This is a genomic window from Halonatronomonas betaini, assembly GCF_015666175.1.
GTDB classification, from domain to species: domain Bacteria; phylum Bacillota; class Halanaerobiia; order Halanaerobiales; family Halarsenatibacteraceae; genus Halonatronomonas; species Halonatronomonas betaini.
In genome coordinates, this window is sequence record NZ_JADPIE010000002.1 from 109,513 (window position 1) to 136,442 (window position 26,930).

The following is a 26,930-nucleotide window of genomic DNA, read 5'->3' on the forward strand; positions in this document are numbered from 1 at the left end:
CTCTTCTTGAAATTTTTGAAACTATGACGACTTCAGACATAATATAAAGCTAGACCGGTTTTATTTTTTTTAGAATTTTTCTATATATGCTTAATTCTCTTATATATAGATCCAGATTTATTCTCTCTACCCTATCCAGATCATGGCATTTTAACTTTTCATTTAATCTATTCTTCTCATAGTCTAGTTCTTCTATTTTCTTATTTAATAATTTTACAATTAACTTTAACTCTTCTCTATCCAGTTCGATCTTTACACTTTTTTTTTATATTCCATATAAGTTCTCACCTCCTTCTAATATAGGATTATTAGTTAAATAAGCCTTAATAAATGAGATTACAGGAAAGTCATAGGGCGAAGTCAACAGGAAAAGGCACAATATTGTATACGTTAAAAAGTGTAAGAGAAAAATTGGTTGGATAAATAATAATTAATGGAATGATATTTAATGATAGCCTGTATTTATAATAATTCATCATAAATAATAAAGTTCCTGCAAGATGAATTAATTTTTTGAAAAATAAAAATCCAGCCAGTCGTCTGATCCTTACCCAACGGTTACCACCTCCGTTAAGTAGTCCAGAAATTACTGGCTGGAATAATATCTATATTAATTATATCTTGTTCTCTGGATTTTAAAAGGCCTGGCATTTGCAATTCTCATAATTTAAATCATTATCTAGAAAGCTCGACCATTACCCCCAAATTTCCAGGGTTGTTCATTACCACTTAAAAGCGATAATCTTCCTGCTTCAAGTATATAATTTTCAATTTTATCAGGAATGTTTTTATAACTAATCCAATAAATTCATTGTCATAACAAAAAAATTTATGTTGCCATCTTTATTTTTCTTTTCAAATTTTCCAAGCTTTTTAAATCCTATTTTTTCATATAACTTTATGGCTCTTTTATTAAATGAAGCCACTGTCAATCTAAATTTCTTTGCTAAAAACCTTTATGATGCCAAAATAATGAAAAATTCAACTTAAGAAATACTGGTTAAGATATCCTGATATACAATAAATATCATCAGTAATATCAGAAGAGAAAATCCTATCGTGTGAACAAAACTCTCTTTCTTTTGAGATAGAGGTTTCCCTAGTATCAGTTCAATTAATATAAAGACAATTCTTCCTCCGTCTAAAGCAGGAAATGGTAGTAAATTTAATATGCCCAGGTTAACACTGATTATTGCCAGCCAGGTTAATAGATCATCAAAGCCTGTTCTGGCAGCTTCACCAACTATCGATGCAATCATAACCGGTCCACCTAAGCCTTCAGTACTTCTTTGTGCGAATATCTGGAGAAAACCATTTAAAGTCATAAGCATAACATCTCCTGTCTGAATAAAAGCAGATTGAGCAGTTGTAATTGGGCCTCCTCTTTCTCTGATAATATCAGGCTCAATCCCGATAATTCCATGACCTGCAGCTTCATCATATCGTGGAGTTACATTAATAATCATTTCACTGCCATTTCTCTGAACATTGAATTCAAGCATCTGATCAGGACTTTCATGAATATATGCAACCAGCTCTTCCCAGCTTTCAACTCTCTGATTTTCTATAGCAATAACCCTGTCCCCTGCTCTTAATTCTGCTTCAGCAGCCGGGTGATTTGGATAAGCCTGTCCGATTACCGGTTCACTGGAATAATCTACCGGGAGACCATATATTCCAAATATCAATACAAATGCTACAAAAGCCAGAATGAAGTTCATTATAGCTCCCATTGAGAGAACTAAAATTCTTTTTAGTGGTGACTTCTGGTGAAAAGTTCGACCCTGATCTACAGTTTCTTCATAAAGGTGAATCTCTTCTTCAGAGTAATCTTCTTTATCACTATCATCAACAGAAATCATGCCAACCATATTGCAAAACCCGCCAAGAGGTATAGCTCTAATAGAAAAAAGGGTCTCCCCTTTTTTATGTGAGATCAACTTTGGACCAAAACCTAAGGCAAATTCTTCGACCCTTATACCTGATTTCTTAGCCAGAATAAAATGGCCAAGTTCGTGGACAAATATTAAAACTCCTAAAAATATTATAAATACAAGTATTGTAGTTAACAAATTATCACCTTCTCTTTTTATATTAATAAAGAATACTCTATAGCTCATAATTTACTTTTGAAAATCATTTTATAAAAATCAACTCAGTTCTTCGCCAATATTTAAAACTAAATCAGTTATAAGTTCAATAACCTCCAGTACCCTTTGATAGTCAATAATATCGATTGCATCTTTTTCAGTATGGGCTATCTCATCTATTAGATTTAATATCTCCTTTGAAGTGAAGGTGATTGCTGGAATGCCATGCATGACAAAGAGCATATGATCTCCCATTTCCCAGGGCTCAATTAATTCGATTTCCGGTTGATCAGCAAGGTAGGGAGCAATCAATTCCTGCCTGGATTCATCCAGTTCCATAAAGGAGATAGCTGTTTTACTATCCTTTAAGCCAACACCATCACAATTGATTACTAAAAATATAGATTCATCATCTACTATATTTTCTTCCATGTATTTTAATTGACCTGGAATAGAATAATAATCTTCGCCATTTAGAAGTAGAAGCTCAAGACAATAATCTATAGCTTCAGGCTTGATCAGTGAGCTAAGTAGCATTAGAATAGCTATTCCCGTTCCATTATCCAGGGCTCCAGGGGTCCCATATTTAGTGTCCAGATGGGCTGTTATTACCAGCTTCTTCTCGGCATCAGGATTGATTCTGGCAATCAGGTTTGACCCTTTAGATTCCTGTCGGCTGGCATCTATTTTTAGGCTGATTTTCCCCTGTCCATCAAGAAGTTTCTGACCGGTTTCTTTACTAATATAAGCAGTAGGAATATCGAAATCACCATCTTCAAAGACTGAGGTATCATTATCAACAGCAGTAATTACTGCCAGAGGTCTCTTCTCTTCCAGAAGTCTGATTATCTTCTGATGGCTCTCTGGATTATAAAAGGGAAAACTTTTAGGCATCAACTGCTCTTGAGTAAGCTCGCCGGTTAGAACTGCAATCTTATTCTGAAGATCACTGTCCTCGAGTTCTTCAACTGTTCTCAAGCCAACAAAATCTGCCTCCAGGTCACACCCAGTTGTATAATATGAAGGCTTTGCAGTTAGTTTTTCACCATTAAAAATAAGTTCTGCCCCATTATTTATCCAGTCAATACATTGAAACTCCTGAGATTCTACAATATAATCATTCTTTTCAAAATAAGTTCTGGCATAGGTTTCAACTTTTCTATTTGACTTTGAACCTGTCGGTCTTTCACCAATATTAACAGTGATATGATTTAATATTTCATTAATCTCTTTTTTTAATTGATTCTTTTTCATTTATCATCAACCTTTCTGTTTTAGCCTTAATCTATCCACCACTCAAATATTAAGTTAATCTTAGTATACAATATAATTTATAGATATAAACCACCTATCAGTATGGTTATAAGTATGGGGTTAAAAATTTTATACAGATGATTATTAACTTAGGACTAAGCTATTGCAGTAAAACTTTTTCTGAATTATAATATACTTAATATATTTTATTTTTGATTTGAATTTTTATTAATTTAAATAAAAAGGAGGTAATTATTAATGAGCAAGCCTATTTGCTATTCTAAGATGATTAAAATTGGTGAAATATCTCAATATATTGATGTCCGTGGCAAAGATGAGAGAAATCCTTTACTAATTATTTTACATGGTGGACCAGGATCATCTGTTAGTCATATCGCCAGTAAATTACAAGTAGATTTAGAAGAAGATTTTCTAGTAGTTAACTGGGATCAGAGAGGGGCAGGTAGGACTTATACTGAAGAAACCCCTAAAGAATCAATGAATATCAAGCAATTTGTAGATGAAACAATGGAACTAATAGATTATTTATTAAATATTCATAAACAGAAAAAGTTATATCTAGCAGGACATTCCTGGGGTAGTATTTTAGGATTAATAACAGCAAGTAAATATCCAGATAAGATTCATGCCTATATTGGTATTGGTCAGGTCGCAAATATGAAACAAGGGGAAGAAGTCTCCTATCAGTTCGCCTATAATGAAGCCAGGGCTAGAAAAAATATTCAGGCGATTCAAGATCTAGAAATAATAGGCGAACCACCTTTTAAAGACCCAGAGACCGGAATAGAGATTAAAATGAAATATATTCATCAATTTGGCGGCTCAAGCAGAAATTTTGATGTATTTGCATTTTTGTTAAACAATATACCTAAAGACTTATCAGAGCAATATTTTAAGGGATTAGATTTCAGCAGCAAATATTTATTTCCCCAAATGATGGATATTAATTTCTTTGAAACTATTAAAGTATTGGATATACCTGTTTATTTTATTATGGGTAAATATGATTATCAAACTCCAACTGAAATAGTAAAGGATTATTATGACATTTTAGAAGCTCCATCTAAAAACCTTATAATTTTTGAGGAATCAGCTCATTGTCCAAATTACGAAGAACCAGAAAAGTTTGCTAAAGTCATGAAAAATATCTATAAAGAAACTTATCCTATTGCTTAACTTCAATTAATTTAAATAGCTCGACTATAAGGACTGTATCGTCAGTCAAATTCTTATCTTTTACTGTTTGATTCCAGGCATGGCGATGGTCTTCCTGAAACTTTTGAACATCGCCTTCATTATATTCTCCCTTAACCAATCTTAGATCTGGGTCGCCAAATTTTGTTTCAAAAATATCAATAATTTTAATATTACATCTTGGCATTCCCCTATGATCTTCTACAGTAACGATTTTTCCCTTTGTTGCAATCAAATCATTCAATTCTTGCGCTGAATATTCTTCTTTGAAGCTACATGTAGCTGTTTTCTCTCCAGCAATAATTTGCTGAATCAGCATCTCTCCTATACCATCATCTTCAGGCCATCCAAAAACTGTTTTATCAGGATAAGTCTTCAATTGTATCAGTCCTTAATTTTATTTAGAATCCTGGTCTTTTTACTAACTGAGGTATTTATAAATAAAACAAAAATTAAATTTTCTAAATCATAATTGCTTTAAATATTCAATAAAAGGTTTAATACTTTCCTGGCTAGAAGAGTCATAAGAGCTTGAGATAGCTTGACTGGTACCAGTTTCTATATCTGACTTATGGCTTTTTATTTCTAATACCTTGCTGTAAGTTTTCATGATTGTCTTATCAATTATCCCCATCTTTTCATAATTCATTCCACTCTGAAAATAAAAAAATTCAATACTTTTTAGTTCATCCGATGTAAAATTATCTGTTTTTATTTTTGTATAAATTTCTTCAATATAAGGGGAGGCTCCAGTGGCAAAGACAATAATATTTTTGCTCTCTAAATTCATTACTATCTTTTTGAATTTTGACAGCCCCTGTATCTGACCTGCATGCAGACCGGCACCATAAATAATTATATTATATTTACTTAAGTCAATATTTTCTATTTGATCAAAGGGTATGGCCTGGCAGTCAATTTGTTCAGTAATCCATTCAGCATATCTTTTTGTAAACCCTGTCTTTGATTTATATATTATAATTGTTGATTCCATGTTTACCCTCCTTTTTCTGAATTAGTTCTTTGATTTTTTACTGAACCAATTAGTTGATATACCAGCCTATACTGTAAAGATGGGTCAGAAGCCTGATTGGTAGTGCCTACAATATAAACTTCTTTTTCTGGAGAGTAGAAAGCAAATCCACCTGTTGAGCCAGAGTGACCTATAAGTTCGTAATCTCCAAAAATTGACCAAAATCCTGTAATCTGAAAACGCATCATTCCATTTTTGTATTGATGGTGATCAAACTGAATATCATTCCATTCACCATTCTCTAAATAAAAAACTGGGAATAGTTCCCCTTCCATAAATGCCCTTAAGAATATCATCATATCATGGGTATTGGAAATAATACCACCATTAGCCTGCATGCTTGACTTGGCTAAATTAATTTCAAAAATCTCACCATTTAAATGCACTGGAGCATACTGGCTATCTTCAACTGCCAGGCTTGTATTTTCTAGATTTAAAGGCTCAAAAATTCGCCAGGTAAATAAATCATTAAGATTACTACCTGTAACTCTCTCAGCAATAACTCCTAGAATATCGAAATTTATATCGGCATAATAGGCTTTGCCTGATGTTCCATTAATAAAATGAGGTTCCAGCATCTTTGATCTTTGAAGGAACTCTTCGAATTCAAATTTTCTATCATTTTCTTTTATCTCTTCATATAAAGATTTACCATTAACCTCTTCAAGATAATGATCAGGAAGTCCGGTTGTCTGTGAAATTAATTGCTCAATTGTAATCAATGCTCCATAATTATTGCCATTATAGTAATGAAGACCATCTAATTCTTCTTCTGTTAGGAACATATTTAGAGTATCAGTAAGATCTATCATCTCTTCTTCGACTAATTGAAATATGATAGTAGCAGTAAACAGTTTTGTTATACTACCTGCACAAAATACGTCATCTATATCTAAATTCCCTCGAGCTATTTCATATTGCAATGATTTATCCTTTGATTCTATTCTCATTACAGAACCAAATACTTTTTCATCATCAACCGAACTATCCATTCTTACTGCAAATCTTTCAGTTTGATCCATATTACTCCAGATCATATAGCCTCTGACCTGAGTACCAACTAAAACTACTAAACCGATTATTAAAACTATCAAAATAACTTTCATTTGTATCTCCCCCTGGGCTTTATTGGCGAGCTACTATTCAGCTTTATAACCCCATTAACTCCTGGATTTTTAATTTATTTGCATGTTCAGCTCCATATTTTCTTTTCCGTTCCATATATAATATTTCTCTTTTTAACTTTCGGTAGCTTTCCAGTCTTTCTTCAGTTAATTCTCCTGCTGTTATAGCATTTTTGACAGCACAACCAGGCTCAGTCTCATGCTGGCAGTCATTGAATTTACAGTTACTGGCCAGCACCTTAATATCATCAAAACTTTCATCGAAACCTTTACTATCATCCCAGAGCTGAATTTCTCTCATCCCTGGATTGTCAATGACTACTCCACCAGTTTCTAAGACAAACAACTCACGATGAGTGGTGGTATGTTTTCCTTTACCATCATTTACCCTGATATTATTAACTTCCATTTTATCGCTGCCTATCAGCTGATTGATTAGTGTTGATTTCCCAACTCCAGAAGACCCCAGCAATGAAGCTGTTTTTCCTCTTTTTAGATATTGCTTGAGTTCAGACAGCCCTTCACCGGTTAAAGAGCTAACTATATGAACTGGAACTCCAGGAGCTACAGTTTCAACTTCAGCTCTTTTGCTTTCAGGATCATCAGATAAATCAGCCTTACTCAATATAATTACTGGATTAGCACCACTATTCCAGGTGATTGTCAGGTATCTTTCCAGCCTTCTTAAATTAAAATCCTGATTTAAGGAAGTAACGATAAATACTGTATCAATATTAGCTGCAACAACCTGCTCTTTAATATCATCGCCTGCTACTTTCCGGGAAAACTTGCTCTTCCTGGGTAATATTTTATGAATAATGGCTTTCTCTCCATTATCCAGGAGATCAATTACTACCCAGTCTCCAACTGCAGGAAACTGGTTATTATACCTCAACTTACCAGTGATTTCAGCTAAAACTTCGCCGTTTTCTGTATATAATTTATACATCCCCTTATATTCCACAGCAACTCTTGCAATTTTAAAATTTTCTTTAATTTCAAGCTGGTCCAGTTTATCTGCGAAGCTCTGATTCCAGCCTAAATCTATTAAATTCAATTTGACTCCTCCTATTTTAAACTTAACTCTCCTGACTTAATTTTTTATTAAACTATCTCATTTCATTTATTTCTTAATTGCTACTTATTGTGTTCTGCTTTAGATTTAAATATAATTCTGCATTGGTCGCATCATAATAAGGCTGAACAAAAAATATGCCAATTCCCAGGGCTAATGCTCCTAATATAAACCAGCCCAAAAAAGAGAGATCCAGGATAAAGATATTCAATTTCTCTCCCTGAGTCATTTTCTGGCTAAGTTTAATTGCCTGTCCTGGTTTCATCTCTGGATTATCAGCTAGAATATATGGTACCATTCTATAGGCATAAAATTTTATAATTCCAGGGATTATTAATAGTAATGTCCACAAAAAAAGATATATGCTTCTAGAGAGCATTGTAATAAAAATATTAAAGTATCTTTTCTTGCGGAAGGCAAAGCCTAAATTTGAAAGATCAGAATCACCCTGAGACAATCTGATAAAATATTTTCTTCCTCCTACTTCCAGGGCATAGCCTATCAATATTCTTAAGAATACTAGTATTAAAATTACTAACCCAATAAATAATGCAAACTGAAAATCAATATTAATAAGGTTAGTTGTTTCAGCTCCCCTGGAACTTCCAATTTCTCCCCGGTTATGACTTCCTCCAATTATTATAATAATCAAACTTACTATAAAAGCCTGCCAGTAATGCCCTTTTAAAACCTGTCTGGCCTTCTGTTTTAAATCTGCTCTTTGCCACATCTTAATTCATCTCCTAATATTAAACATAGTTTTTAGCTGTAACCTCACATTTAAATTATCAATCATATTCAACATTCGATTTTTAAAGTTAAATCTGAATTTAATATTACTTATTCAACATTTCTTTTAACTCATCAACTTCTTTTTTTAATGAACCGACCTGGGACAGTGCTGACAGGGCAAAAACAAAGGCAATAGGGGCCAACAAACCTACATATTCCATCTTCACACCCTCTTTCTATGAAACTTTGATTTTAAAAAATACTTGATAAACATATATAATTTAGTTATCTCACTCACAAATACACCTACATTATATATGAATAAATTGATAATGTCAATACTAATATTAAATTATTTAATTTATATATTAATTTATTTAAATTAAGAAAAAATGCTATTAATAAATTTAAGATTATTTTATGGATGAATCCCTCAGCCAGCAATGAATTCAGTTACAAAATATAGAATGTGAGCGCATTTGGTATGGAATTCTCACAAGATATGCCAGTAATATGTGAAGAGTTTAAAGTTGTTTATAAATAAAGTAAACGGCTAAAACTCTTTAAGTAATAAAGCTTTAGCCGCTTAGGATGCTAGTATTATTTAGGTTTGACTGGAATATTATAAACTTTTGCTGATTTTTATATTATAAATTTTACTTTAAGAAATCATGGGCAGTTTTAACAAATAGGGCAATCCCCTTCCAGAATACAGACTCATCTATATCGAATTTTTGGTCAGGGGCATCCATAACAGTTACAATATCAACTTTTCTATCAAGCCCATCTTCACCGGCAAGAACTTTAAAGTCTTTGAATTCTGGCATAGCTAAAATATCTTTTAATTTCATTTTAAATCACCTGTCTTAGTCTGATTAGTGTTAATTAATATTATATCATAGGGTAACTAAAAATTAATTTAACAGGTTTTCAAAATAGATAAATTTGATTCGGTTATACCTACCTTTTCTGAAAGCTAAGATTATTTTTGAAGCTCATATAAAACTTCTACACCAATTTCAGTTAATTGATTTATTACTTCCATGCTATTTGAGTTAGCTGAAATATCCAGTAGATTCATCCTCATATCTATCTCAATAAACTGATTTATATTTTCATTATTTAATAATGGAGAAATGTCAGTGACTTTATTGTCATAAAAGTTTAAGGTGACAAGATTATTTAAATTACTTATAACAGATATATCTTCAACCTGATTACCATCTTCAGGTAATGGTGTTCCGCCAAAATTCAAGACTTCCAGATTTTCAAGGGGTTCTAATGCTGAAATATCTACTACCTGGTTATTGCCAAATCTAAGTTCTTTTAAATTATTTAACTGACCTAATGGAGAAATATCAGTGATTTGATTTCCAGTAAGGTTTAATATTTTCAAAGAATTTAAATCAGTCAGCGGGGATATATCAGTGATATTATAGTTTCTCCAGAGGTTAAGCTCTTTTAGATTTGTTAAATTACTAAGAGGTGAAAGATCTTTAATTCTGTTTGCAGAGAGATTTAAGTATTCAAGGTTTTCTAACCCTGCAAGTGGAGATATATCTTCAAGCTGATTGGGTTCCCAGGCACCAATTGAGAGTTTCCTCAAATTAGTTAATTCAGCCAGTGGCTGAATATCGTCTATATAATTCTGATAGAGGTCCAGGCTTTCTAAATTACTTAAATATTGAATCCCTTCTATTGAACTAATTCCCTTTGCGAATAAATCTAACTCTCTAATTTCTTCTAAGTCACTAAGATATATATCTCCTTCTTCTTTATTAAGTCTTTCTCTAATTTCATTATCCAGGGAATCATCTGCAAAATCAATAGCTTTTTCAGTATAAATAGAATTACTTAATGCTAATACTATCAATATAACCAATAAAACTAATAACTTATTTTTCATGGGATTTCACCTCAAAATATTTATAGTTAATCTTTAAAATCCTGAAAAGTCTAATTCAGTCATAATATAATGATCTCTAATTATATAAATTAATAGAGCCTATAGTGGCAAAACTGTAAACTAATTAAATCAACACAGAACAAATAAATTACAGAAGAATACACACTATAGACTACCTGATATAAAAATATTGAGCTATTGCTAAAGTTAAAACTCTTTTAAAGTTATCGAGTTTATTATTTCTTATATACGTTTTTTATATATTCGATTCTTGAGGTCATATTTTTTAAGAGGAGGTCAACTAAAGTTAGGGCGACCATTGCCTCGACAACGACTACGGCTCTTGGGACTATAACCGGGTCATGACGGCCATGAATGCTCAGGTCGATATTTTCACCTGATTTATTGACTGCCTGCTGGGTCTTCTCTATCGATGGAGTTGGTTTAACTGCAGCTTTTAATAAGATATCGCTGCCATCGGTGATTCCGCCCAGAGTTCCGCCGGCATTATTTGTTACTTTATTTATTTCTCCTTCATTGTATCTATAGAAATCATTATGCTCATAGCCGGTCATTTCTGCTGCTTTAAAGCCTCTGCCAAACTCGACTCCTTTAACTGCTCCAATTGACATAATAGCCCTTGCCAGTAAAGCCTCGCATTTATCAAAGACAGGATCGCCGAGGCCTTCAGGGATATTTTTGACAGTGCATTCAATGGTTCCTCCTGAAGAGTTATTATCGGCAATAAGGTTTCTTAAATATTCCTCGGCTTTCTCTAAAGCGACTGGATCTGGCATATATAAGAAGTTATTCATGATATAGTCTTCATTATAATTTTTGGGATCAGCTTTAATTGGCCCGATTGAAGATGTATAGGCTGTTATTTTGACATTTAAGGCTGCCAGTATCTTTCTGGCAATGGCTCCTGCGGCAACCCTGGCAGCTGTTTCTCGTCCAGAAGCACGGCCACTTCCCCGGTGGTCTCTAAAACCGTATTTTAAATCATAGCTATAATCGGATTGAGCCGGGCGATAAACATCTTTTAAAGCAGAGTAATCTTTGGATTTCTGATTTTTATTAAAGATTATCATAGAAATAGGTGCCCCTGTTGTTCTTCCCTGGAATACTCCTGACAATATTTCTATTTTATCTCCTTCTTTTCTCGGGGTTGTAAATGGCGACTGGCCTGGTTTACGTCTGTCTAAATCCTTCTGGATATCTTCTTCAGATATTTCAACACCGGCAGGACAGCCATCTACTACGACTCCAAGACCTTTACCATGGGATTCACCCCAGGTTGAAATTTTAAATATATCTCCTAATATTGAACCTGACATGTCAGATCACCTCTCTGTTTCTTCTTTATTTGCTGTTATAAAAATTTAATCTGGTAATTTAAAAACCTGTCACTTCTTCTAAATATTTTTTAATTGCGCTTTGATAAACTAAATTTCTATCACTAACTTAATTCAAGAAAAAGAATTAAACACCTTCTAATTATCATGAAATTTTTAAGTTAATTAATTCTTAATAATAAAAAGCCAGACTGGCTGCCATTAATAGTTAAGAAATGGCTAAAACCTGTCTGGCCTCTATGGAGTATGTATATAAAACCGGCTCTGAAAATATTATTTAAGGGGATAGAAAGAGACCGGTTAATACGCTAAAATAACTTTTAATTCATCTTTTACTCATCTAATATTACTTTAATGAAAATATCAACTAGCTCTGGATCAAATTGAGTTCCGGCACAGTCTTTTATCTCTTTTAAAGCTTTATCCCGGGATATTGAATTCTGGTATACCCTGCCATTGGTCATGACATCATAGGCATCTACTATTGAGATAATCCTTGCTAGATAGGGAATTTCTTCGCCTTTTAAGCCTCTTGGATACCCATTGCCATCCCAGCGTTCATGATGACTATAAATTTCTTCAGCTATCGGAGCAAATTCTGATGTTGCCAGGGCTATCTGTCTCCCCTTTTCTGTGTGCTTAGCCACAATTTCCCACTCTTCTTCAGTTAACTTACCATTTTTATTTAAGATATTAGCAGGCACAGTTATCTTACCTATATCATGAAGATATGCCAGCAGATAAAGCTTATGGAGCTCATTGGATGACAGGTTTAATCGCCGACCAACTTTTCTTGCCAGTTGTGCCATTCTTTGAACATGTTCCTTGGTCTCTCCACTTTGAGTACCTAAAGAGTCAAGAAAACTTTTTACTATCTTGCTTTCTTTATCTTTACCATAAGAAATTTTGTTATGATACAGGTTTTTGTCAGCCTCGTTTAATACTTTATAGATATCAATATCGGTAGTTTCTTTTACTGCATAGCCAAGTCCTATTGAGATGGGAATATCAATTGTATCAGTTTCATTTGTTCTGGTTATTATTCTATTAATAATTTTTTCTGTCTCTTCTGATCCGGTTTTAGGCAGTAAAATAACAAATTCATCGCCGGCCCACCTTGCAACAATATCCTCCTGACGAACTGACTCTTCAAGAATTTCAGCAGATCTTTTAATCAACTTGTCTCCGGCCCTGTGACCATAGCTATCATTGATCAGCTTAAGACCATCGACATCTGCCATGATAATACTGATAGGAAGCTGCCTTTCAGTATCTAACCGCTTTAACTCTTCCTCTAAAAACTTGCGATTATAGAGGCCTGTTAGCTGATCATGATAGCTGATATACTTAATCTTCTCTTCTTTTTCCTTGATATCTGTTACATCTATTTGCATTGAAAGAATTCCATAACTGCCGTCATTTAATTTAATTCTGGTTTCTTTAAGCAACGAATAAAAGATTTCGCCTGACTTATGTCTTGTCTTAGTTATATGGCGAAGATCTTTACCTGAGATAATTTTCTTAATATTAATCTTTGCTTCTTCTATATAATCTTCCTCAACAAATAAATCAAAAATACTTTTACCGATAACTTCTTCAAATCTATAACCAGTTGTTTCTAATATGGCCTGATTTGCTTTTAGAATATTACCATCCTGATCTAAAAGCAACATTCCTGCCGGTGATTTATAGAATAATTTTTGATATTGCCGGGCATCTATGTCTAATTCTTCCATTCTCATTTCTTTATTTGTTTCTGCCATGATTTTTCCTCCATAATTATTATAACTTAGTTATCTATTTTGCGACCAGTTCGATTCAAGTCTTTTCTCCAGCCAGTAACTACTTACATTTAAAACAGTACCTGTTATAACTCCCTCTATTAGAACAAATAGATAGAAGCCAGCCTGAGATCCACCTGCCAGGGAAGTCAAGGCCTGCTGAATTGCCGTACCCAGAATCAGGTCTGTAAGTTGAATTGCAATTATAAACGAAACTGCAGCTCCCAGAGAGAGCAAAAGTATCTTTAGAAACATGCTTTTATTAGCAGTAACTGAAAGTAGAAAGGCAAGTAATCCATAGGCTATCATAAAAAAAGCCTGGGTGCTGAAAAATATTGTTACTAAAATAAGAGCTGCCAGAGTTGTTGTCAGCTGTTCTACCAGGCTGAAATCTTTTGAAAAAATATATAGTGCCAGAGGAACAATAAAACTACTAAAAATACTGATTGTACCCCTGAATAACAAAAATGAAACGATTATTAATGTCAGGGTTAGAGCACTGCGGGCTAATTTACTGGTTCCCATATATTTTCCTTTGCCCATTCTGCCAGTTCGTCAGCATCTTTAGCAACTACATCTGCTCCCCATTCCTCTGGGAGATGAGGTGCTAGCTCAAAAGCTCTGCCGCCAACAGCTACCCTGACATCATTATGTTCCTCATTTGCTTTGATTTTTCTAACTGCTTCCTCGCATTGTTCTAGATAAAACGGCATTGTCACTGAAAGAACTACCAGTTCAGGCTTGTGTTTTTTTATAGCAGTCAGAATATTTTCTGCTGGAACAGCGGCTCCAAGATAAATACTTTTCCAGCCTTTATATTCCATCAAATCACAGAGCATACGTGCCCCCATCTCATGTAATTCATTGCCAATTGTACAGGCAACCAGGCTAAGACCGTTCTTTTCAGTCTCAAGAATATGGGGCCAGAGCTGCATCATGATATTCTGGGTCATATTAGTTATATAATGTTCTTCATCTACTGATATCTGATTGGAATTCCAGAGCTCGCCTACTCTTATCATAGATTCCTGGAAGATTTCTTTGTAGATCATTTCCACTGAAATTTCCTTTTCCAGTGCTTCTTCTACTGTCAGTTGAGCTTTATGTTTATCAGCGAGCAAAAGCGAATTGAGATACTTAAACTGTAATCTCTTAAGCTCAGCCTCTTCCTGGTTATCAAAGGATATTTTTTGAGAGGTTTTTTTATCAAGTTCAGCTTCCTCTGTGACTTTAATGGCATTATTAAGATGAATCTCTGCTTTTTGATAATAATCCTGTTCAAGCTCTTCTTTGATAACATCGCCAATTATTTGATAATGGTTAATCATCTGCTCTCTGACTCTCTCAGGCGAAATGTCTTTCATCCTTGAATTAAGAAGTCTGATTAACCAGTCAGCATAATCCTTGAAAATATCTGCAGCATCATACCTGACAGTAACTTCCAGGGTTTTTAAGTTATATTTAATGTCCCTGTACATTTTGGATTTCCTATAATCATCATATTCATTATCAAGTTTAGCTTCTCTGGTAAACTGCATTTTAAAAATGCGCTCAGCTAACTTTTCTATTTTGTGATCGGTAATATCATATAATAAACTCAATCTACTTCATCCTCTCAGTATTTAACAATTCATTTTTATATTGATTTTTTGCCTGATATAAATTTTTATCTGCACGCTGGAAAAATTCATCCATTGATTCCTGAGTATTTAGTTCTGCTACTCCAAAGCTGGCAGATAATTCAAAAGAGGGCTCATCTATAGTTATCTCTTTTAGCTCCGATTTTAGCCTGCTTATAAAATCAACAGCTTCTTCCAGTTTAGTTTCTGGCAATAAGATAGTGAACTCATCGCCACCTATTCTAGCAGCCTGATCTTCATAACGGATATTATCAGCCAGAAAACTTCCAATAGCTTTTAAGACTTTATCTCCGGTCTTATGGCCATAGGTATCATTTAATATTTTAAAATTATCTAAATCAATTATAACTAAAGATAAAGGGGAATCATGTCTAATAGATCGACTAAAAATCTGTTGATAGCATCAGGACAATATTCAAAAAGTTTATCCTGGTTGTTCTCGTTTTTTTGAAATATATTGTCCATTCTAAGAACTCCTCTTATAATATAATTAATGATACTTAGAAATTACACCTGTTATAGATAAAATTCAAATCTAGAATTTTGACCTTTTGCTCCAGATTCTTTTGATATTCTGGTCGACTTTGTCGTCAATCCAGTTCTGCCAGCCTGGCCAGCTGTGGGACTCAAATCTGCCATCTTCATTTACTTTAATATAAATATTTTTGCTACCAGCTGAAAATTTCATTTTGTCTTCAGGACCAACTACTATTACATTCTCCTTGATTTCACGGGCTAGAAATCCTGCTTTAACTTTTATTTTTGTTGTACCTAATTCTGCGCCAACAGCACCTCCAGCAAACCAGCCTCCTGTATTATAGGTTCCACCTTTGAAAAAGGAAGTTTTATTATTACCGATTATATTTCCAGCTGTCTTAATAGTTGATGTGTATACCCCCTGCTGGAAAAGATATATGTCTCCACTGGCTGTTATCTCTGAATTCTGGATATAACCGGCAGCTAAATTGCTTTTACCAAAAGCCTGCTGCCTGTAAAGTTTATTATCTATCTTATTTGCTATCTCCTTTAATTGAGCATAGCTATCTTTTGAATAGTTCTTATATCCAAGCAGATACTGATGTAATAACTTTATACTATCTTTAAAAGGATTATTTTCCTGTCTTTTATTTTTCAATACCTGCTGACAGCTACTTATTAGCTCCGATTTTATTTTAGAAAGTTTTTTAGAGTTAGAAATTAATGTTCTAAATTTCCGGTCAATCTTTACTACTTCTCTATCTTCATTATATATATTTAACATTTTTTCGAAAGTACCAATAAAGATATTAATATTTTTATTGAAAAGTTCATCAATTATATCATCTTTTTCTGAAGAAATACCTATCTTTAAATTTGCACCGATAATATTGTGGCCAGCATAAATATCACCACCGGTTATTATCTCTGCATTATTGATATGTTTTCTAACTTTAAGAATTCCTTCGATATTGACACCAAAGAAATCCTGAATACTACCGGTAACAATTAAGTCACCTGAATAAGAGATCTTACCTGTATCCCTATCAATATCGCCCTCAATTCTATGCTGCTGGATTACTGATACTTTTACAGAGTCTTTTCTATGTTCAATTACAGGTCTGCCAGCTTCTAAAGCGATTATTTTATTACCTGCTGGATTAGACATAACATTATCACCTAAAATGATTTCTGGATCATCTGGTGGAGACAGCCTAATTGTTTTGCCTCTAACTGTTGTTCCTTTCTGACCAGGGGTTGCCTCTTTTTTAACTGCTATTACCTGGCCAGGTAGAACAGATATAATATGTTTATGAAAATATTCGATATTACTTTCCTCTCTGATATTAACTGGTTCAATTCTAGCCGTTCTGCCAGGTTTAGGTTCTTTACCTTTTGCAATTAATACTCTTTGATTTTCCTGGGTATTAACCAGGCTAGAAATTACTTCCTGATCAATACCATATATAATTCCAGCCTGCTGAATTGCCTGTAATATTTCAGATTTTTTAACTTCAGGATATTCTCTGGAAGTCTCAGAACTAACCAGAACTGATACTCCTTTTTGTTCAACTAATTTTACCTGGTAATCTTTAGCTGGCTGTATTTTGATTTCCAAATAAGCTTCCATCTCATCTTCAGTAACTTCTACATCAATAGTTTTAGAAGAGCTATAACTTAAATCTTTATCTTTTATTCTATATTTAATATCCGAATCTCCTGTTACTATTGCTCTTTTTTCTATTAAATTGCCATCAACAAATAGATCTACATTATCGCCAGCTGAAAGCACAGGATATCTCATCATATCTTCTTTTTCTTCTACTAATATCTTATCGCCTGAAATCTTTAGCATAATTTCCCCTCCAGAAATTAATGATACTAAAAAAACCGGCTTCATAGCCGGTTGATGTCACATTGAAAACAAGCGGCAACCAGGCAGTCTTATAAATTTATAAGATCCACGGCTTTGCGTCCCTGCCTCACAGCAGGTTTGCCCAATATTTATTATTGTTTTACATAGTATAATAGTACCAATTTTCTAATGGAATTGCAAGTCATTTCAATCGGCTGAAAGTAACAAATTAGCTTAATTTAAATAAAAATTTAGTGTTATAAGGATAACAATAATAGAGTTAGTCTTGATAGATAAACTGCCGGCCATATTTTTTCCTGACCGGCAGTTGTTGTCTTAACTTATGAAATATAGCTGCTTCTGGTTCCAGCTAATATGTTAGCAAGCAGTTAAATGTCCTCTAATTCTTCTTCTAGTTCTGGATGGATTGAAATAGCCAGGCCTCTTAAACCGTCAATTAACCTTGGAGATGGCCTGCTGATGATGTCCTGATCTATTACATGAACTCTCTCGTTTTCAACTGCAGTTAACACTTCAAAGTTATCTCTGCCCAGGATCTTTTCTTCTGTCACCTGATGTTCAGCACTATGAGGAGTGGAGATATAAACTTCTGGATCTAAATCTATTAATGTTTCCATCCCAATTTGAGGCCAGCCGGCATCAATTTCTGCCCCAAGATTTATACCTCCTGCCAGCTCAATCATATTATCAATAAAGGTGTCTCCACCGGCTGTTGTTATAGGTTCATTCCAGATTTCGTAAAATACTTCTGGCCTTTCCTCCTGACTTTCAACTAGCTCCAAAATTTTATCCATTCTTGTTTCCATATCGTTTACAACCTGATCGGCCTGATCAGTTTTTCCAGTGACAAGGCCTAGATTTTCAAAGTTGCTAAAAACTTCTTGAATATCATTAGCTTCAAATCCAACTACTGTTAGACCTAAATCCTGGAGTCTATTAATAATATCGACTGATGTGATACCTGCAGTTACTATTAAATCCGGGTCTTTATCTATAATAACTTCTATATTTGGCTCACTAATGCTTCCAACTGTATCAATCTTGCTAACCTCTTCAGGGTAATCACAATAAGTAGTTACACCAACTAACCTATCTTCTAAGTCAATTGCAAATAACATTTCTGTTGTGCTTGGTGAAAGAGAAATAATAGTTTCAGGTTCTTCGGTAATTTCAATTTCATTACCTAAATCATCAGTAACTTCCACAGGAAAAGCCTCAAGTCCAGGTGCGAACAGAATTGATACAAATAATAAGATACAACTTAACAAAATAACTCTATTAAATAACTTCATATTAATAACCTCCAATTTTTATTTGTAAGAAACTGAGTAATAAATATTTTTATTTAGTATCGATAACGTAAGTCCATTTATATATTTTTTACTTAATGGTTTCACCTCCTTTAAATTTTAGTTTTAAATCAGAGTATTTTTGCTAGTTTATCAAGTAGAATTTTATTGGCTTTTCTGGATTTGACAGCTATCCGGATATAATTATCATTAAGGCCGGTATAGTTATTGCAATCTCTTATCATCACGCCATCTTTTGCCAGGGTATCTGTTAGTTCTTCACTTGTTAAACCAGCATCTTTTATTTTTATAAATATATAATTGGCAGTTGGATAATAAACCTTTATACCCTCCAGCTTATTTAGGCTGTTATATAAAAATTCTTTTTCCTGATTTAATCTTTCCAGGGTTCTTTTGAGATAGATATCAGCATTTTTAGTTTGTGAAAATATCTGCTGACAGGCCAGTTGGGCAAAGTAATTGACAGACCAGGGATCTCTGGAATTTTCAATATTTTTAACGACTTCCTTATTAGTTAGAGCATAACCTAACCTTAAACCTGGAATTCCATAGATCTTTGTTAAAGATCTTAAAATTAAGATATTATCAAGGGAATTGATAGCTTTAATTACAGTGATATCCTGATGATTATCAAGAAAATCAATAAAGGCCTCATCTATTACTACAAAGGTATCTGTCTGGCTGGCCTCTCTTAATATTTTATTAAGCTTTTCTCTGGCGATGATTTTTCCAGTCGGGTTATTAGGATTGCAGAGAAATAAAATATCCATATCAGCTAGTCTGGTAATTAGTTCTGCCAGCACTGTTTCTGTTAATTCAAAATCCCCTGATTCAGCCAGTAAAATATTATGGACTTCAGCTCCTGCAGCCCGACTTGCAAGTTCGTATTCAGAGAAGGTTGGCTCCAGGATTAATGATTTATTCGGCTTAATAACTTTTGTGAGCTGATACAATATTTCGACTGCACCATTGCCTATAAGTACCTCTTCCCTTTTTAAATTATGTTTATCTGCTATTAATTCTTTTAAACCTGCTGCTTGAGGTTCAGGATAGTTTTTGATCTGATCCAGATTATTTTTAATAGCATTTTTGATAAAATCCGGTGGGCCTAAAAAATTTATATTTGAACTAAAGTCTATAATTTCATCTTTATTTAAATTATATTTTCTGGCTATCTTATTAATATTGCCTCCGTGTTCGCTTTTGATTTAAATCACCCTTTCTATTCCTCCACTGATTAATCTGGCTCTCTGATAAAACTTGAAATCAGAGTTGTGTTCTATATTCTTAATAAGTTTTTTATTTTTGAACCCAGGCTCTATAAATAAACCAATTAAATTGCCGCTATGGGCAATATTAAGTCCATAAATCTGTTGATAATCTGAGATTAAGTCATTAATTTTGATTAGTCCGGTCTTTGGCAGTATCTTCTGGTGGGCCAGACTACTGAGAGTCATGCCCTGGCCGATTAATTTTTTGCTTCTGGTATTAATTCCTGTCAGGATATATTTTAGAGCCTGATTTACTGACTGCTCTTTAGACTTTTTCAAAGACCTTATTTTATCGGAATTATTAAATGCCAGGGTATTGATTTCTGCAGCATTATTGCTGAAAATTAAAATATCAAATTCAGGAAGGGGGCCTAGTTTTTCAATTATCTGGCCATTTAGGTGATCAAATTTATAAAATCCAGGCAGAAATATGCTATCTGTCGGCTCTATTGCGAGCAAGATATTAATTAGCACTTTATAGTCTATCTTTTTATTGATTAAAAGCATGATAGCTGAAACTACGGCTGCCATGTCGGCAGTTGAACTGGCCATTCCCTGTCCAATCAGGAGTTCTGAGTCGATCTCGATTTCCAGACCGATTCCCTGAAGCTGATAATATTCCAGGGTTTTTCTGGCAGCTTTATAGCTTTTAGAGAAACCTTTATTTAGTTTGATTTTATTGGTCTCAGGTAGTAGTTTAACCTTAGCCTGACTGTAAAGGTTCACAGGGCAGGATATTAAGAAATCCTGGCCATCAAGCTGGCCCTGAATTAGTTCACCACAACTACCTGGGACTCTTACTTTTACCTGTTGCAATAGGGAATCAACTCCTGATTAAATCAAATTAATTTTAAATCAAGCTTATTAATGTAGCTGATATTACAAAAATAAGTAGAGATACATAAATCATATTTTTAAGCTTATTAATATCACTTGTTTCAAATTCTTTAACTGGATCTCCTAGATAAGCTCTAAAACTTTTCTGTCCATGATAATAATTTGTACCGCCAAACCTGACTCCAAGTGCCCCGGCAATTGCAGATTCAGGATAGCCGGCATTGGGGCTGGGATGTTTGCTGGCATCTCTTAAAATCATTTTGAATGAGGACCTATAATCAAGCCCTAATATTAATGAACTAAAAATAAAGCTGAGTGCTGTTAATCTGGCCGGAATAAAGTTCCAGAGATCATCAAAGCGTGCACCGGCCCAGCCAAAATTAATATATTTAGGATTTTTATAACCGACCATAGAATCGATTGTATTTACAGCTTTATAGGCCATTGCCAGCGGTACTCCTCCTATTAGAAAGAAAAATACTGGGGCCAGGATTCCATCAGATGTATTTTCTGCCATGCTCTCTAAAGTTGCCCTGATAACCTCTGGCTTTGAGATCTGACTGCAATCTCTGGCAACTATTTTATTAACAGAGTTTCTGGCTTCCTTTAAATCAGATACTGCCAGACTTTTTTCAACTTCTTCTCCGGCCCTGATCAGACTTTTAATAGCCAGGCAGTGGGTGAAAATTAAAAGGCTGATTAAATAACCCAGCCACTGATCTATTAAACCACCGACTCTTATTAAATAATAGCTGGCATAATAGCTGACCGAGACAACAATTATGACCAAAATTGCACCATTCAATTTCTGAATTCCAGTATTTTTAGTTTCAGGATAAAGGAACCCTTCAACTTTTTTTATTAAGCCGCCTATTAACATGATCGGGTGGTACTTTTGCCAGGGATCTCCGATGACTAAATCCAGAATGATTGCTCCAGTTAATATTAGAATTGTTGAGTTAATCCTGATCACCTCTATTTGCTGGCATTGTATGCCTCTGCTTTCATTAAGAATCTTTCCAGGAGTTCCGGGCAGGCAGAAAAATTAATATGGAAATAGCTGGCCAGGAGATTGTCCCTGAAGCTATAGCCAAAGGTCTTTTCACCAGATTTATAATTTAAGGGAATCTCTTCTGCCCTGTTAGCTATTTTTGAATAGTGGAATAGATGGCCCCTGGCTGACTCTCCCTTTTTAAATAAAAGGTTGTCTCGTAAAGCCTGAACTTCTCTGTAACCCATGGATTGGAGCTTGTCTGTCATCTCAATCTGAATGTCAAGGAGACCGGTCAGCTGGTATTGATTATCATCAGTATCAATAAACTGGTTACCTAAATAGATTAGACCACCGCATTCAGCATACACAGGGAGGCCTGCCAGTATTTTTGATTTTAAATCTTCTTTAAAGTTTATGTTTTCAGCAAGTTCTTTAATATATCTTTCTGGAAAACCGCCTCCAATGATTAAGGCATCGACTTCAGGCAGCTTATTATCTTTTAGCGGGCTGATAAAAACAGGTTCTGCCCCTAATTCTGCTATTAAGTCAAGATCTGACTGATAGTAGAAATTAAAAGCCTGATCCCTGGCAACTCCAACTTTTAATCCTTTAAACCTGGCATTTATCTCATCAGGACCTGAGGTTGTCAATTTTTCTTTTGAGCCTGAAAGGTTATAAATCTTATCCAGTTCAAAATGTTCTTCTGCCAGTTCTCTAAGCTGCTTAAAATAACTCTTTAGTGCAGGGCTATCTTCTGCAGGAATAAGGCCAAGATGGCTCTCAGGCAATTCAAGGTTTTGCTGGCGTGGAAGATAGCCTAATGCTTTTAGATTAACTGGTTCAGATTCTATTATTTCTTTGATAATCTGATAATGATTGAGGCTCCCAACATTATTGATAATAACTCCATCCAGATTTAAATCTGGATCGAAGTTTTTATAGCCATAAACCAGGGCAGCAATACTCTGACCGATCCGGGCAGCATCTACTACCAGAATTACAGGAGCATCAAGCTTTTTGGCGATTGAGGCAGTTGACCCTGTCATTTTTTTACCTTTGCCATCAAATAGGCCCATCACACCTTCTATTATAGAAATATCAGCCTCCTCTGATTTAGTTATGAACTTATCTTTAAGCTGAGTATCTGATAAAAAGTAGCTATCGAGATTGTAAGCCAGGTTAGCTGCTGCTTTTTTATGAAAACCAGGGTCGATATAATCAGGGCCAACTTTAAAGGGTTGAACCTCATAACCTCTGGAGTTGAATGCAGTCATTAAAGCAAGAGAAACTGTTGTTTTTCCTACCCCGCTTCTGGTGCCGGCTATTACTACTCTTTGTTGTGTCATTAGTTTAACCTCACTTTTAAAATTATTTTATTTCAATTAAACGACAGGTATTATGTAGGGGCGTTTGTTGACTGGATTTGGCTGAACTATTGCTTCTAAATTGAAGATATCTGCCAGCATATTTTGAGTGATTATCTTTTCAGGCTCATCAATTGCAATCTTTTTGCCATTATTTAAGACCATCAGCCGGTCGCAGAACTGGGCTGCCAGATTTAGGTCATGAATAATGGCTATAACTGTTATCTTCTCGTCTTTTATTAACTGTTTTGCTAATTTGAAAATATCGATACTATGATTGATATCGAGATGAGATGTGGCTTCATCGAAGATTAAGACCTCTGGTTCCTGGGCAAGTGCCCTTGCCACCAGGACTTTTTGGAATTCGCCACCGGATAATTCCTCTATAAATCTATCTTCAAAGCGTTCAAGGGTGAGCTTGTTGATAACTTTATTTACAACCTCTTTACCCCTATTATCATTATCTTTAAATTTTTTCTGATAGGGATATCTCCCCATTTCAATTACTTCTCTGACTGTAAAGTCGCCTTTAAGTTGACTCATCTGAGGTACTACGCCAATTTTTCTGGCAACAGTTTTTCGATTTAATTCAGATAAATTACTGCTTCTATTATTGAAATATATACTCCCGTTATTTTTTAAGATACCTGTAATATTTTTGACCAGAGTAGTTTTGCCAGAACCATTCGGGCCAATTACTCCTAATAATTCACCAGGCTTTACTTCGAAGCTTATATTTTCCAGGGCATTAATTTCCCCATAGTTATATGATACTTGCTCTGCTTCAATAATCATCTGATTTTAGCCCTCCTTCTAATAATTAGATATATAAAGAATGGTCCTCCGATAAATGATGTTATAACCCCAATCGGTATTTCTACTGGTGAGATAACTGTTCTTGCTACTGTATCTGCTGTCAATAAGAATAGGGCTCCTGCCAGTGTACTTAAAGGTAAAAGGATTTTATGATTATTGCCGACTAAGATTCTTAAAATATGGGGGATTACCAGACCTACAAAGCTTATTAAACCACCATAGGCGACTGAAATGGAAACAATAAATGTTGAGATTCCAAGGATTATCTTTTTTGTTCTCTCTACATTAACTCCCAGATATTTTGCCTCCTCTTCGCCACTCATAAATATATTTAGTTCGGCTCCAAAACAGTTCAAGATTATTATTCCCATTACTATTGGTGGCGTTGCATAGATTATTCTTTCCCAGGTGGCGTCACCTAAATAACCCATTAACCAGACTATTACTTGAAAGGAATCTTCGCCTATATAATAAATTAAAAAAGAGGATATGGCACTGTATAATGCTCCCAGACCGATTCCTAAAAGTATTAGCAGGGTAACTGATGAGCGTTGATTTACCTTTGAGAAATAATATATAATTGCTGCTGTAATCATCGATAGGATAAAAGCAAATAAGCCATAATATGATGGTGAAAAGCCTAATGTAAATGCAAGAACTGAGCCTAATGATGCACTTGCTGATATTCCCAGTAGATAAGGGCTAACAAGTGGATTTTGAAAAAGGCCCTGCATACTAATACCTGCTGTTGCCAGGGTTGCACCAACAAGCAGTGCCATTATATTCCTGGGCAATCTGATTCTTTCAATTATTACTGTTTCTGTTCTGCTTGCTGTAAGTTCAGTGAACCCGAGTCTGGAACTAACAATATTAACTATTGCACTATATGAGATTTCAACTGAACCCAGGCTTAAGGCATAGAGAAAGCCAAATACTAATAATATTATCAAGATAAGAGTTACTGGATAGACTTTATTATTCATTAGAAAACTCCTGGTTGAAAATTATTTCTTCTAGTTTTTCAAAATCTATATAGGTTTTAAATTTTTGAGCCAGTCTATCGTAATTCTTTAACCTTTCAGAATAACTGGTCGCATTATAATCTAATTTTTCCCGTTGTTGACCACAGCTATCTTCATCTGGAATAGAGAGTTCTTCTATAAATGGCATAACACCTAGCACAGGCAGATCTGTTAGTTCTTCAATCTGCTCTTTACCTTCCTTGAAATATTCTGGATTGCCATGAAATTTATTAATAATTATACCTTTGACTCTTTTTCTTTCAGAAGGCTCTAAGAGATCCAGGGTGCCTATGGTTGAAGCAAAGACACCACCTCTTTCAATATCGGCAATTAAGATAACCGGGGCATCGGCCAGTGCTGCAACTTTCATATTGACAAGATCTTTATCTCTAAGGTTAACTTCAGCTGGATTGCCTCCTCCTTCAAGGACAATTAATTGATATTTATCTTTTAAGATATTTAAGCTTATTTTAATTGCCTGTAACAACTTATCTTTTTGAGAAAAGTATTCTGCTGCAGACATACTTTTTATTGGACTACCATTTATAAATATTTTTGAATTATTGTCACCCTGGGGCTTCATTAAGATAGGGTTCATACAAGTTTCTGGATTGATACCAGCAGCCTCAGCCTGGAGTGCCTGGGCTAATGCGATTTCCGCTTCTCCTTCGATTTTGTATGAATCAGAGGCCATATTCTGTGATTTAAAGGGTGCTACTCTATAGCCCTGCTGGCTGTAAATCCTGCAGAGGGCAAGGGTAAAGAGTGTCTTGCCTGCATCTGATGCTGTCCCCTGAAACATTATTGATTTAGCCATTTCTATCCCTCCTGGCCAGGTTTAAAATACTGTCAATTTGTAAGCTCTCTTCTAGTTGTTGAGCTATATTCTCGATTTCTTCTTCAAGATAAGTAAGATCTGTACTCTGATCCAATTGAAGATGGGGGCTGGTATCTTCTTCTGGCAGATTAACTTTCTGTAAATAGGGGACTGTTCCTAATACCTGCTTGCCTGTATGCTTCTCTAAAAAATCAAGACCTGGCTTAAGAAGCTCGAAATCTCCTCTAAACTTATTAATTATAAGCCCTTTAACCAGATTTCTATCTTCTGAAGATAGAAGCTTTAAAGTTCCAACTAAATCTGCCAGGGCCCCTCCTCTGCTGATATCTGCTGTCAGAAAAACAGGGGTATTATTTAATCTGGCAGCAAACATATTGCCGAAATCTGGACCTACTCTATTTAATTCAACCGGGCTGCCTGAGCCTTCAAAAATTATTAGATCAAATTCTGATTTTAAAATGTCTAATGATTTATTGATTGCTTCATTGATTTTTAAATTTAATTGATGGTCTGAATCTCCAAATTGATATTGACCCTGCCTGATTCCATTTAAATATAATTCAGTCTTTCCTTCTCCAAGTGGTTTTACAAGGACTGGATGAAACTTGACATCTGGCTTAGAGCCGGCAGCAATTGCCTGGATTGTCTGGCCGATTCCAATTTCTATGTCCTCTTCAGTTAAATAGGAGTTAGATGACATATTCCAGGCTTTAAAGGGGGCAACTTTTAAGCCTCGATTATGAAAAACCCTGCAAAGTCCTGCAGCTATGAGACTTTTACCAACATTTGATGCTGTTCCCTGGATCATTATTGTCATGGCTTGTGAGGTCATTATTTTCTCCTTTCTTTTATTTAGTTGTTGAAAAGCTTATATTTGTCGCAAATAATATTTGATTAGACTAAATATTTTTTTGATATGT

General features: G+C 34.6%; 25 protein-coding genes and 1 riboswitch. Of the genes, 1 reads left to right on the forward strand and 24 read right to left on the reverse strand.

Annotated features, from left to right (window positions below; translation table 11 throughout):
- Positions 1-986: 986 nt before the first annotated feature.
- Both rseP and I0Q91_RS03605 read right to left on the reverse strand, forming a co-directional pair.
- Positions 987-2,072 carry an RIP metalloprotease RseP gene (rseP, locus tag I0Q91_RS03600; RefSeq protein ID WP_270452928.1) on the reverse strand — a complete coding sequence of 362 codons (1,086 nt, stop codon included), beginning with the start codon at positions 2,070-2,072 and terminating at the stop codon, positions 987-989.
- Positions 2,073-2,150: 78 nt separating this feature from the next.
- Positions 2,151-3,344: a M28 family metallopeptidase gene (locus I0Q91_RS03605; RefSeq protein WP_270452929.1), complete on the reverse strand. Its 1,194-nt coding sequence runs from the start codon at positions 3,342-3,344 to the stop codon at positions 2,151-2,153.
- A 258-nt stretch (positions 3,345-3,602) separates the two neighbouring features.
- Between I0Q91_RS03605 and I0Q91_RS03610 the strand changes: the two genes are divergently transcribed.
- Complete coding sequence (locus I0Q91_RS03610; protein ID WP_270452930.1) at positions 3,603-4,541, forward strand: alpha/beta fold hydrolase; 939 nt, start codon at positions 3,603-3,605, stop codon at positions 4,539-4,541.
- Here the strand turns inward: I0Q91_RS03610 and I0Q91_RS03615 are convergent.
- The 22 genes from I0Q91_RS03615 to I0Q91_RS03720 form a co-directional block, all read right to left on the reverse strand.
- Complete coding sequence (locus I0Q91_RS03615) at positions 4,531-4,938, reverse strand: ASCH domain-containing protein (RefSeq protein ID WP_270452931.1); 408 nt, start codon at positions 4,936-4,938, stop codon at positions 4,531-4,533. The two genes, I0Q91_RS03610 and I0Q91_RS03615, sit on opposite strands and share 11 nt — an antisense overlap.
- An 87-nt stretch (positions 4,939-5,025) precedes the next feature.
- The gene (locus I0Q91_RS03620) at positions 5,026-5,553 is read right to left on the reverse strand and encodes a flavodoxin domain-containing protein (protein WP_270452932.1); all 528 of its coding nucleotides are present in this window, start codon (positions 5,551-5,553) and stop codon (positions 5,026-5,028) included.
- Positions 5,554-5,555: 2 nt separating this feature from the next.
- The gene (locus tag I0Q91_RS03625; RefSeq protein WP_270452933.1) at positions 5,556-6,698 is read right to left on the reverse strand and encodes a serine hydrolase domain-containing protein; all 1,143 of its coding nucleotides are present in this window, start codon (positions 6,696-6,698) and stop codon (positions 5,556-5,558) included.
- A gap of 43 nt (positions 6,699-6,741) precedes the next feature.
- The gene (gene rsgA / locus I0Q91_RS03630) at positions 6,742-7,773 is read right to left on the reverse strand and encodes a ribosome small subunit-dependent GTPase A (RefSeq protein WP_270452934.1); all 1,032 of its coding nucleotides are present in this window, start codon (positions 7,771-7,773) and stop codon (positions 6,742-6,744) included.
- Positions 7,774-7,846: 73 nt separating this feature from the next.
- On the reverse strand, positions 7,847-8,521 hold the full coding sequence (locus I0Q91_RS03635; RefSeq protein WP_270452935.1) for a DUF975 family protein: 675 nt from the start codon (positions 8,519-8,521) through the stop codon (positions 7,847-7,849).
- A gap of 658 nt (positions 8,522-9,179) precedes the next feature.
- Positions 9,180-9,374, reverse strand: a complete 195-nt coding sequence (locus tag I0Q91_RS03640) for a PucR family transcriptional regulator ligand-binding domain-containing protein (RefSeq protein ID WP_270452936.1) — start codon at positions 9,372-9,374, stop codon at positions 9,180-9,182.
- A gap of 131 nt (positions 9,375-9,505) precedes the next feature.
- Positions 9,506-10,429, reverse strand: a complete 924-nt coding sequence (locus I0Q91_RS03645; protein WP_270452937.1) for a leucine-rich repeat domain-containing protein — start codon at positions 10,427-10,429, stop codon at positions 9,506-9,508.
- Positions 10,430-10,665: 236 nt separating this feature from the next.
- Positions 10,666-11,766, reverse strand: a complete 1,101-nt coding sequence (gene aroC / locus I0Q91_RS03650; RefSeq protein ID WP_270452939.1) for a chorismate synthase — start codon at positions 11,764-11,766, stop codon at positions 10,666-10,668.
- Positions 11,767-12,116: 350 nt separating this feature from the next.
- Positions 12,117-13,547 carry a bifunctional diguanylate cyclase/phosphohydrolase gene (locus I0Q91_RS03655; protein WP_270452940.1) on the reverse strand — a complete coding sequence of 477 codons (1,431 nt, stop codon included), beginning with the start codon at positions 13,545-13,547 and terminating at the stop codon, positions 12,117-12,119.
- A gap of 30 nt (positions 13,548-13,577) precedes the next feature.
- Positions 13,578-14,090 carry a hypothetical protein gene (locus I0Q91_RS03660; RefSeq protein ID WP_270452941.1) on the reverse strand — a complete coding sequence of 171 codons (513 nt, stop codon included), beginning with the start codon at positions 14,088-14,090 and terminating at the stop codon, positions 13,578-13,580.
- Positions 14,072-15,166 (reverse strand): cobalamin B12-binding domain-containing protein, encoded by a 1,095-nt coding sequence (locus I0Q91_RS03665; RefSeq protein WP_270452942.1) that lies wholly within the window; start codon positions 15,164-15,166, stop codon positions 14,072-14,074. Before I0Q91_RS03665 ends, I0Q91_RS03660 begins: the two co-directional genes overlap by 19 nt.
- A 1-nt stretch (position 15,167) precedes the next feature.
- Positions 15,168-15,596: a GGDEF domain-containing protein gene (locus I0Q91_RS03670; RefSeq protein ID WP_345790948.1), complete on the reverse strand. Its 429-nt coding sequence runs from the start codon at positions 15,594-15,596 to the stop codon at positions 15,168-15,170.
- 144 nt (positions 15,597-15,740) lie between these two features.
- Positions 15,741-17,537, reverse strand: coding sequence for a FapA family protein (locus tag I0Q91_RS03675; RefSeq protein ID WP_270452943.1), 1,797 nt, complete (start codon positions 17,535-17,537; stop codon positions 15,741-15,743).
- 71 nt (positions 17,538-17,608) lie between these two features.
- Positions 17,609-17,690, reverse strand: a riboswitch (cyclic di-GMP riboswitch).
- Between the two features lie 236 nt (positions 17,691-17,926).
- Complete coding sequence (locus I0Q91_RS03680) at positions 17,927-18,850, reverse strand: ABC transporter substrate-binding protein (RefSeq protein ID WP_270452944.1); 924 nt, start codon at positions 18,848-18,850, stop codon at positions 17,927-17,929.
- Between the two features lie 128 nt (positions 18,851-18,978).
- The gene (gene cobD / locus I0Q91_RS03685; protein ID WP_345790949.1) at positions 18,979-20,076 is read right to left on the reverse strand and encodes a threonine-phosphate decarboxylase CobD; all 1,098 of its coding nucleotides are present in this window, start codon (positions 20,074-20,076) and stop codon (positions 18,979-18,981) included.
- Positions 20,077-20,955, reverse strand: coding sequence for a GHMP family kinase ATP-binding protein (locus tag I0Q91_RS03690; protein ID WP_270452945.1), 879 nt, complete (start codon positions 20,953-20,955; stop codon positions 20,077-20,079).
- Between the two features lie 34 nt (positions 20,956-20,989).
- Positions 20,990-21,949: an adenosylcobinamide-phosphate synthase CbiB gene (gene cbiB / locus I0Q91_RS03695; protein WP_270452946.1), complete on the reverse strand. Its 960-nt coding sequence runs from the start codon at positions 21,947-21,949 to the stop codon at positions 20,990-20,992.
- Between the two features lie 2 nt (positions 21,950-21,951).
- Positions 21,952-23,316 carry a cobyrinic acid a,c-diamide synthase CobB gene (locus I0Q91_RS03700; RefSeq protein ID WP_270452947.1) on the reverse strand — a complete coding sequence of 455 codons (1,365 nt, stop codon included), beginning with the start codon at positions 23,314-23,316 and terminating at the stop codon, positions 21,952-21,954.
- A gap of 36 nt (positions 23,317-23,352) precedes the next feature.
- Complete coding sequence (locus I0Q91_RS03705) at positions 23,353-24,129, reverse strand: ABC transporter ATP-binding protein (protein WP_270452948.1); 777 nt, start codon at positions 24,127-24,129, stop codon at positions 23,353-23,355.
- Positions 24,126-25,133: a FecCD family ABC transporter permease gene (locus I0Q91_RS03710; protein ID WP_270452949.1), complete on the reverse strand. Its 1,008-nt coding sequence runs from the start codon at positions 25,131-25,133 to the stop codon at positions 24,126-24,128. Before I0Q91_RS03710 ends, I0Q91_RS03705 begins: the two co-directional genes overlap by 4 nt.
- Positions 25,126-25,989, reverse strand: a complete 864-nt coding sequence (locus tag I0Q91_RS03715) for a cobyric acid synthase (protein WP_270452950.1) — start codon at positions 25,987-25,989, stop codon at positions 25,126-25,128. Before I0Q91_RS03715 ends, I0Q91_RS03710 begins: the two co-directional genes overlap by 8 nt.
- A complete protein-coding gene (locus I0Q91_RS03720; RefSeq protein ID WP_270452951.1) occupies positions 25,982-26,842 on the reverse strand; it encodes a cobyric acid synthase in 861 nt (286 codons plus the stop codon). The genes I0Q91_RS03715 and I0Q91_RS03720 overlap by 8 nt, the downstream gene beginning before the upstream one ends.
- Positions 26,843-26,930: the final 88 nt, after the last annotated feature.

Excerpts from the sequence above, each read along its gene's own strand:
- I0Q91_RS03645 (WP_270452937.1), bottom strand. The coding sequence starts at position 10,429 with ATGAAAAATAAGTTATTAGTTTTATTGGTTATATTGATAGTATTAGCA.
- I0Q91_RS03680 (WP_270452944.1), bottom strand. The coding sequence starts at position 18,850 with ATGAAGTTATTTAATAGAGTTATTTTGTTAAGTTGTATCTTATTATTT.
- I0Q91_RS03605 (WP_270452929.1), bottom strand. The coding sequence starts at position 3,344 with ATGAAAAAGAATCAATTAAAAAAAGAGATTAATGAAATATTAAATCAT.
- I0Q91_RS03675 (WP_270452943.1), bottom strand. The coding sequence starts at position 17,537 with ATGCTAAAGATTTCAGGCGATAAGATATTAGTAGAAGAAAAAGAAGAT.
- I0Q91_RS03700 (WP_270452947.1), bottom strand. The coding sequence starts at position 23,316 with ATGACACAACAAAGAGTAGTAATAGCCGGCACCAGAAGCGGGGTAGGA.
- I0Q91_RS03705 (WP_270452948.1), bottom strand. The coding sequence starts at position 24,129 with ATGATTATTGAAGCAGAGCAAGTATCATATAACTATGGGGAAATTAAT.
- I0Q91_RS03710 (WP_270452949.1), bottom strand. The coding sequence starts at position 25,133 with ATGAATAATAAAGTCTATCCAGTAACTCTTATCTTGATAATATTATTA.
- aroC (WP_270452939.1), bottom strand. The coding sequence starts at position 11,766 with ATGTCAGGTTCAATATTAGGAGATATATTTAAAATTTCAACCTGGGGT.
- I0Q91_RS03635 (WP_270452935.1), bottom strand. The coding sequence starts at position 8,521 with ATGTGGCAAAGAGCAGATTTAAAACAGAAGGCCAGACAGGTTTTAAAA.
- I0Q91_RS03655 (WP_270452940.1), bottom strand. The coding sequence starts at position 13,547 with ATGGCAGAAACAAATAAAGAAATGAGAATGGAAGAATTAGACATAGAT.
- I0Q91_RS03715 (WP_270452950.1), bottom strand. The coding sequence starts at position 25,989 with ATGGCTAAATCAATAATGTTTCAGGGGACAGCATCAGATGCAGGCAAG.
- I0Q91_RS03720 (WP_270452951.1), bottom strand. The coding sequence starts at position 26,842 with ATGACCTCACAAGCCATGACAATAATGATCCAGGGAACAGCATCAAAT.
- I0Q91_RS03640 (WP_270452936.1), bottom strand. The coding sequence starts at position 9,374 with ATGAAATTAAAAGATATTTTAGCTATGCCAGAATTCAAAGACTTTAAA.
- I0Q91_RS03610 (WP_270452930.1), top strand. The coding sequence starts at position 3,603 with ATGAGCAAGCCTATTTGCTATTCTAAGATGATTAAAATTGGTGAAATA.
- I0Q91_RS03620 (WP_270452932.1), bottom strand. The coding sequence starts at position 5,553 with ATGGAATCAACAATTATAATATATAAATCAAAGACAGGGTTTACAAAA.
- I0Q91_RS03660 (WP_270452941.1), bottom strand. The coding sequence starts at position 14,090 with ATGGGAACCAGTAAATTAGCCCGCAGTGCTCTAACCCTGACATTAATA.
- I0Q91_RS03625 (WP_270452933.1), bottom strand. The coding sequence starts at position 6,698 with ATGAAAGTTATTTTGATAGTTTTAATAATCGGTTTAGTAGTTTTAGTT.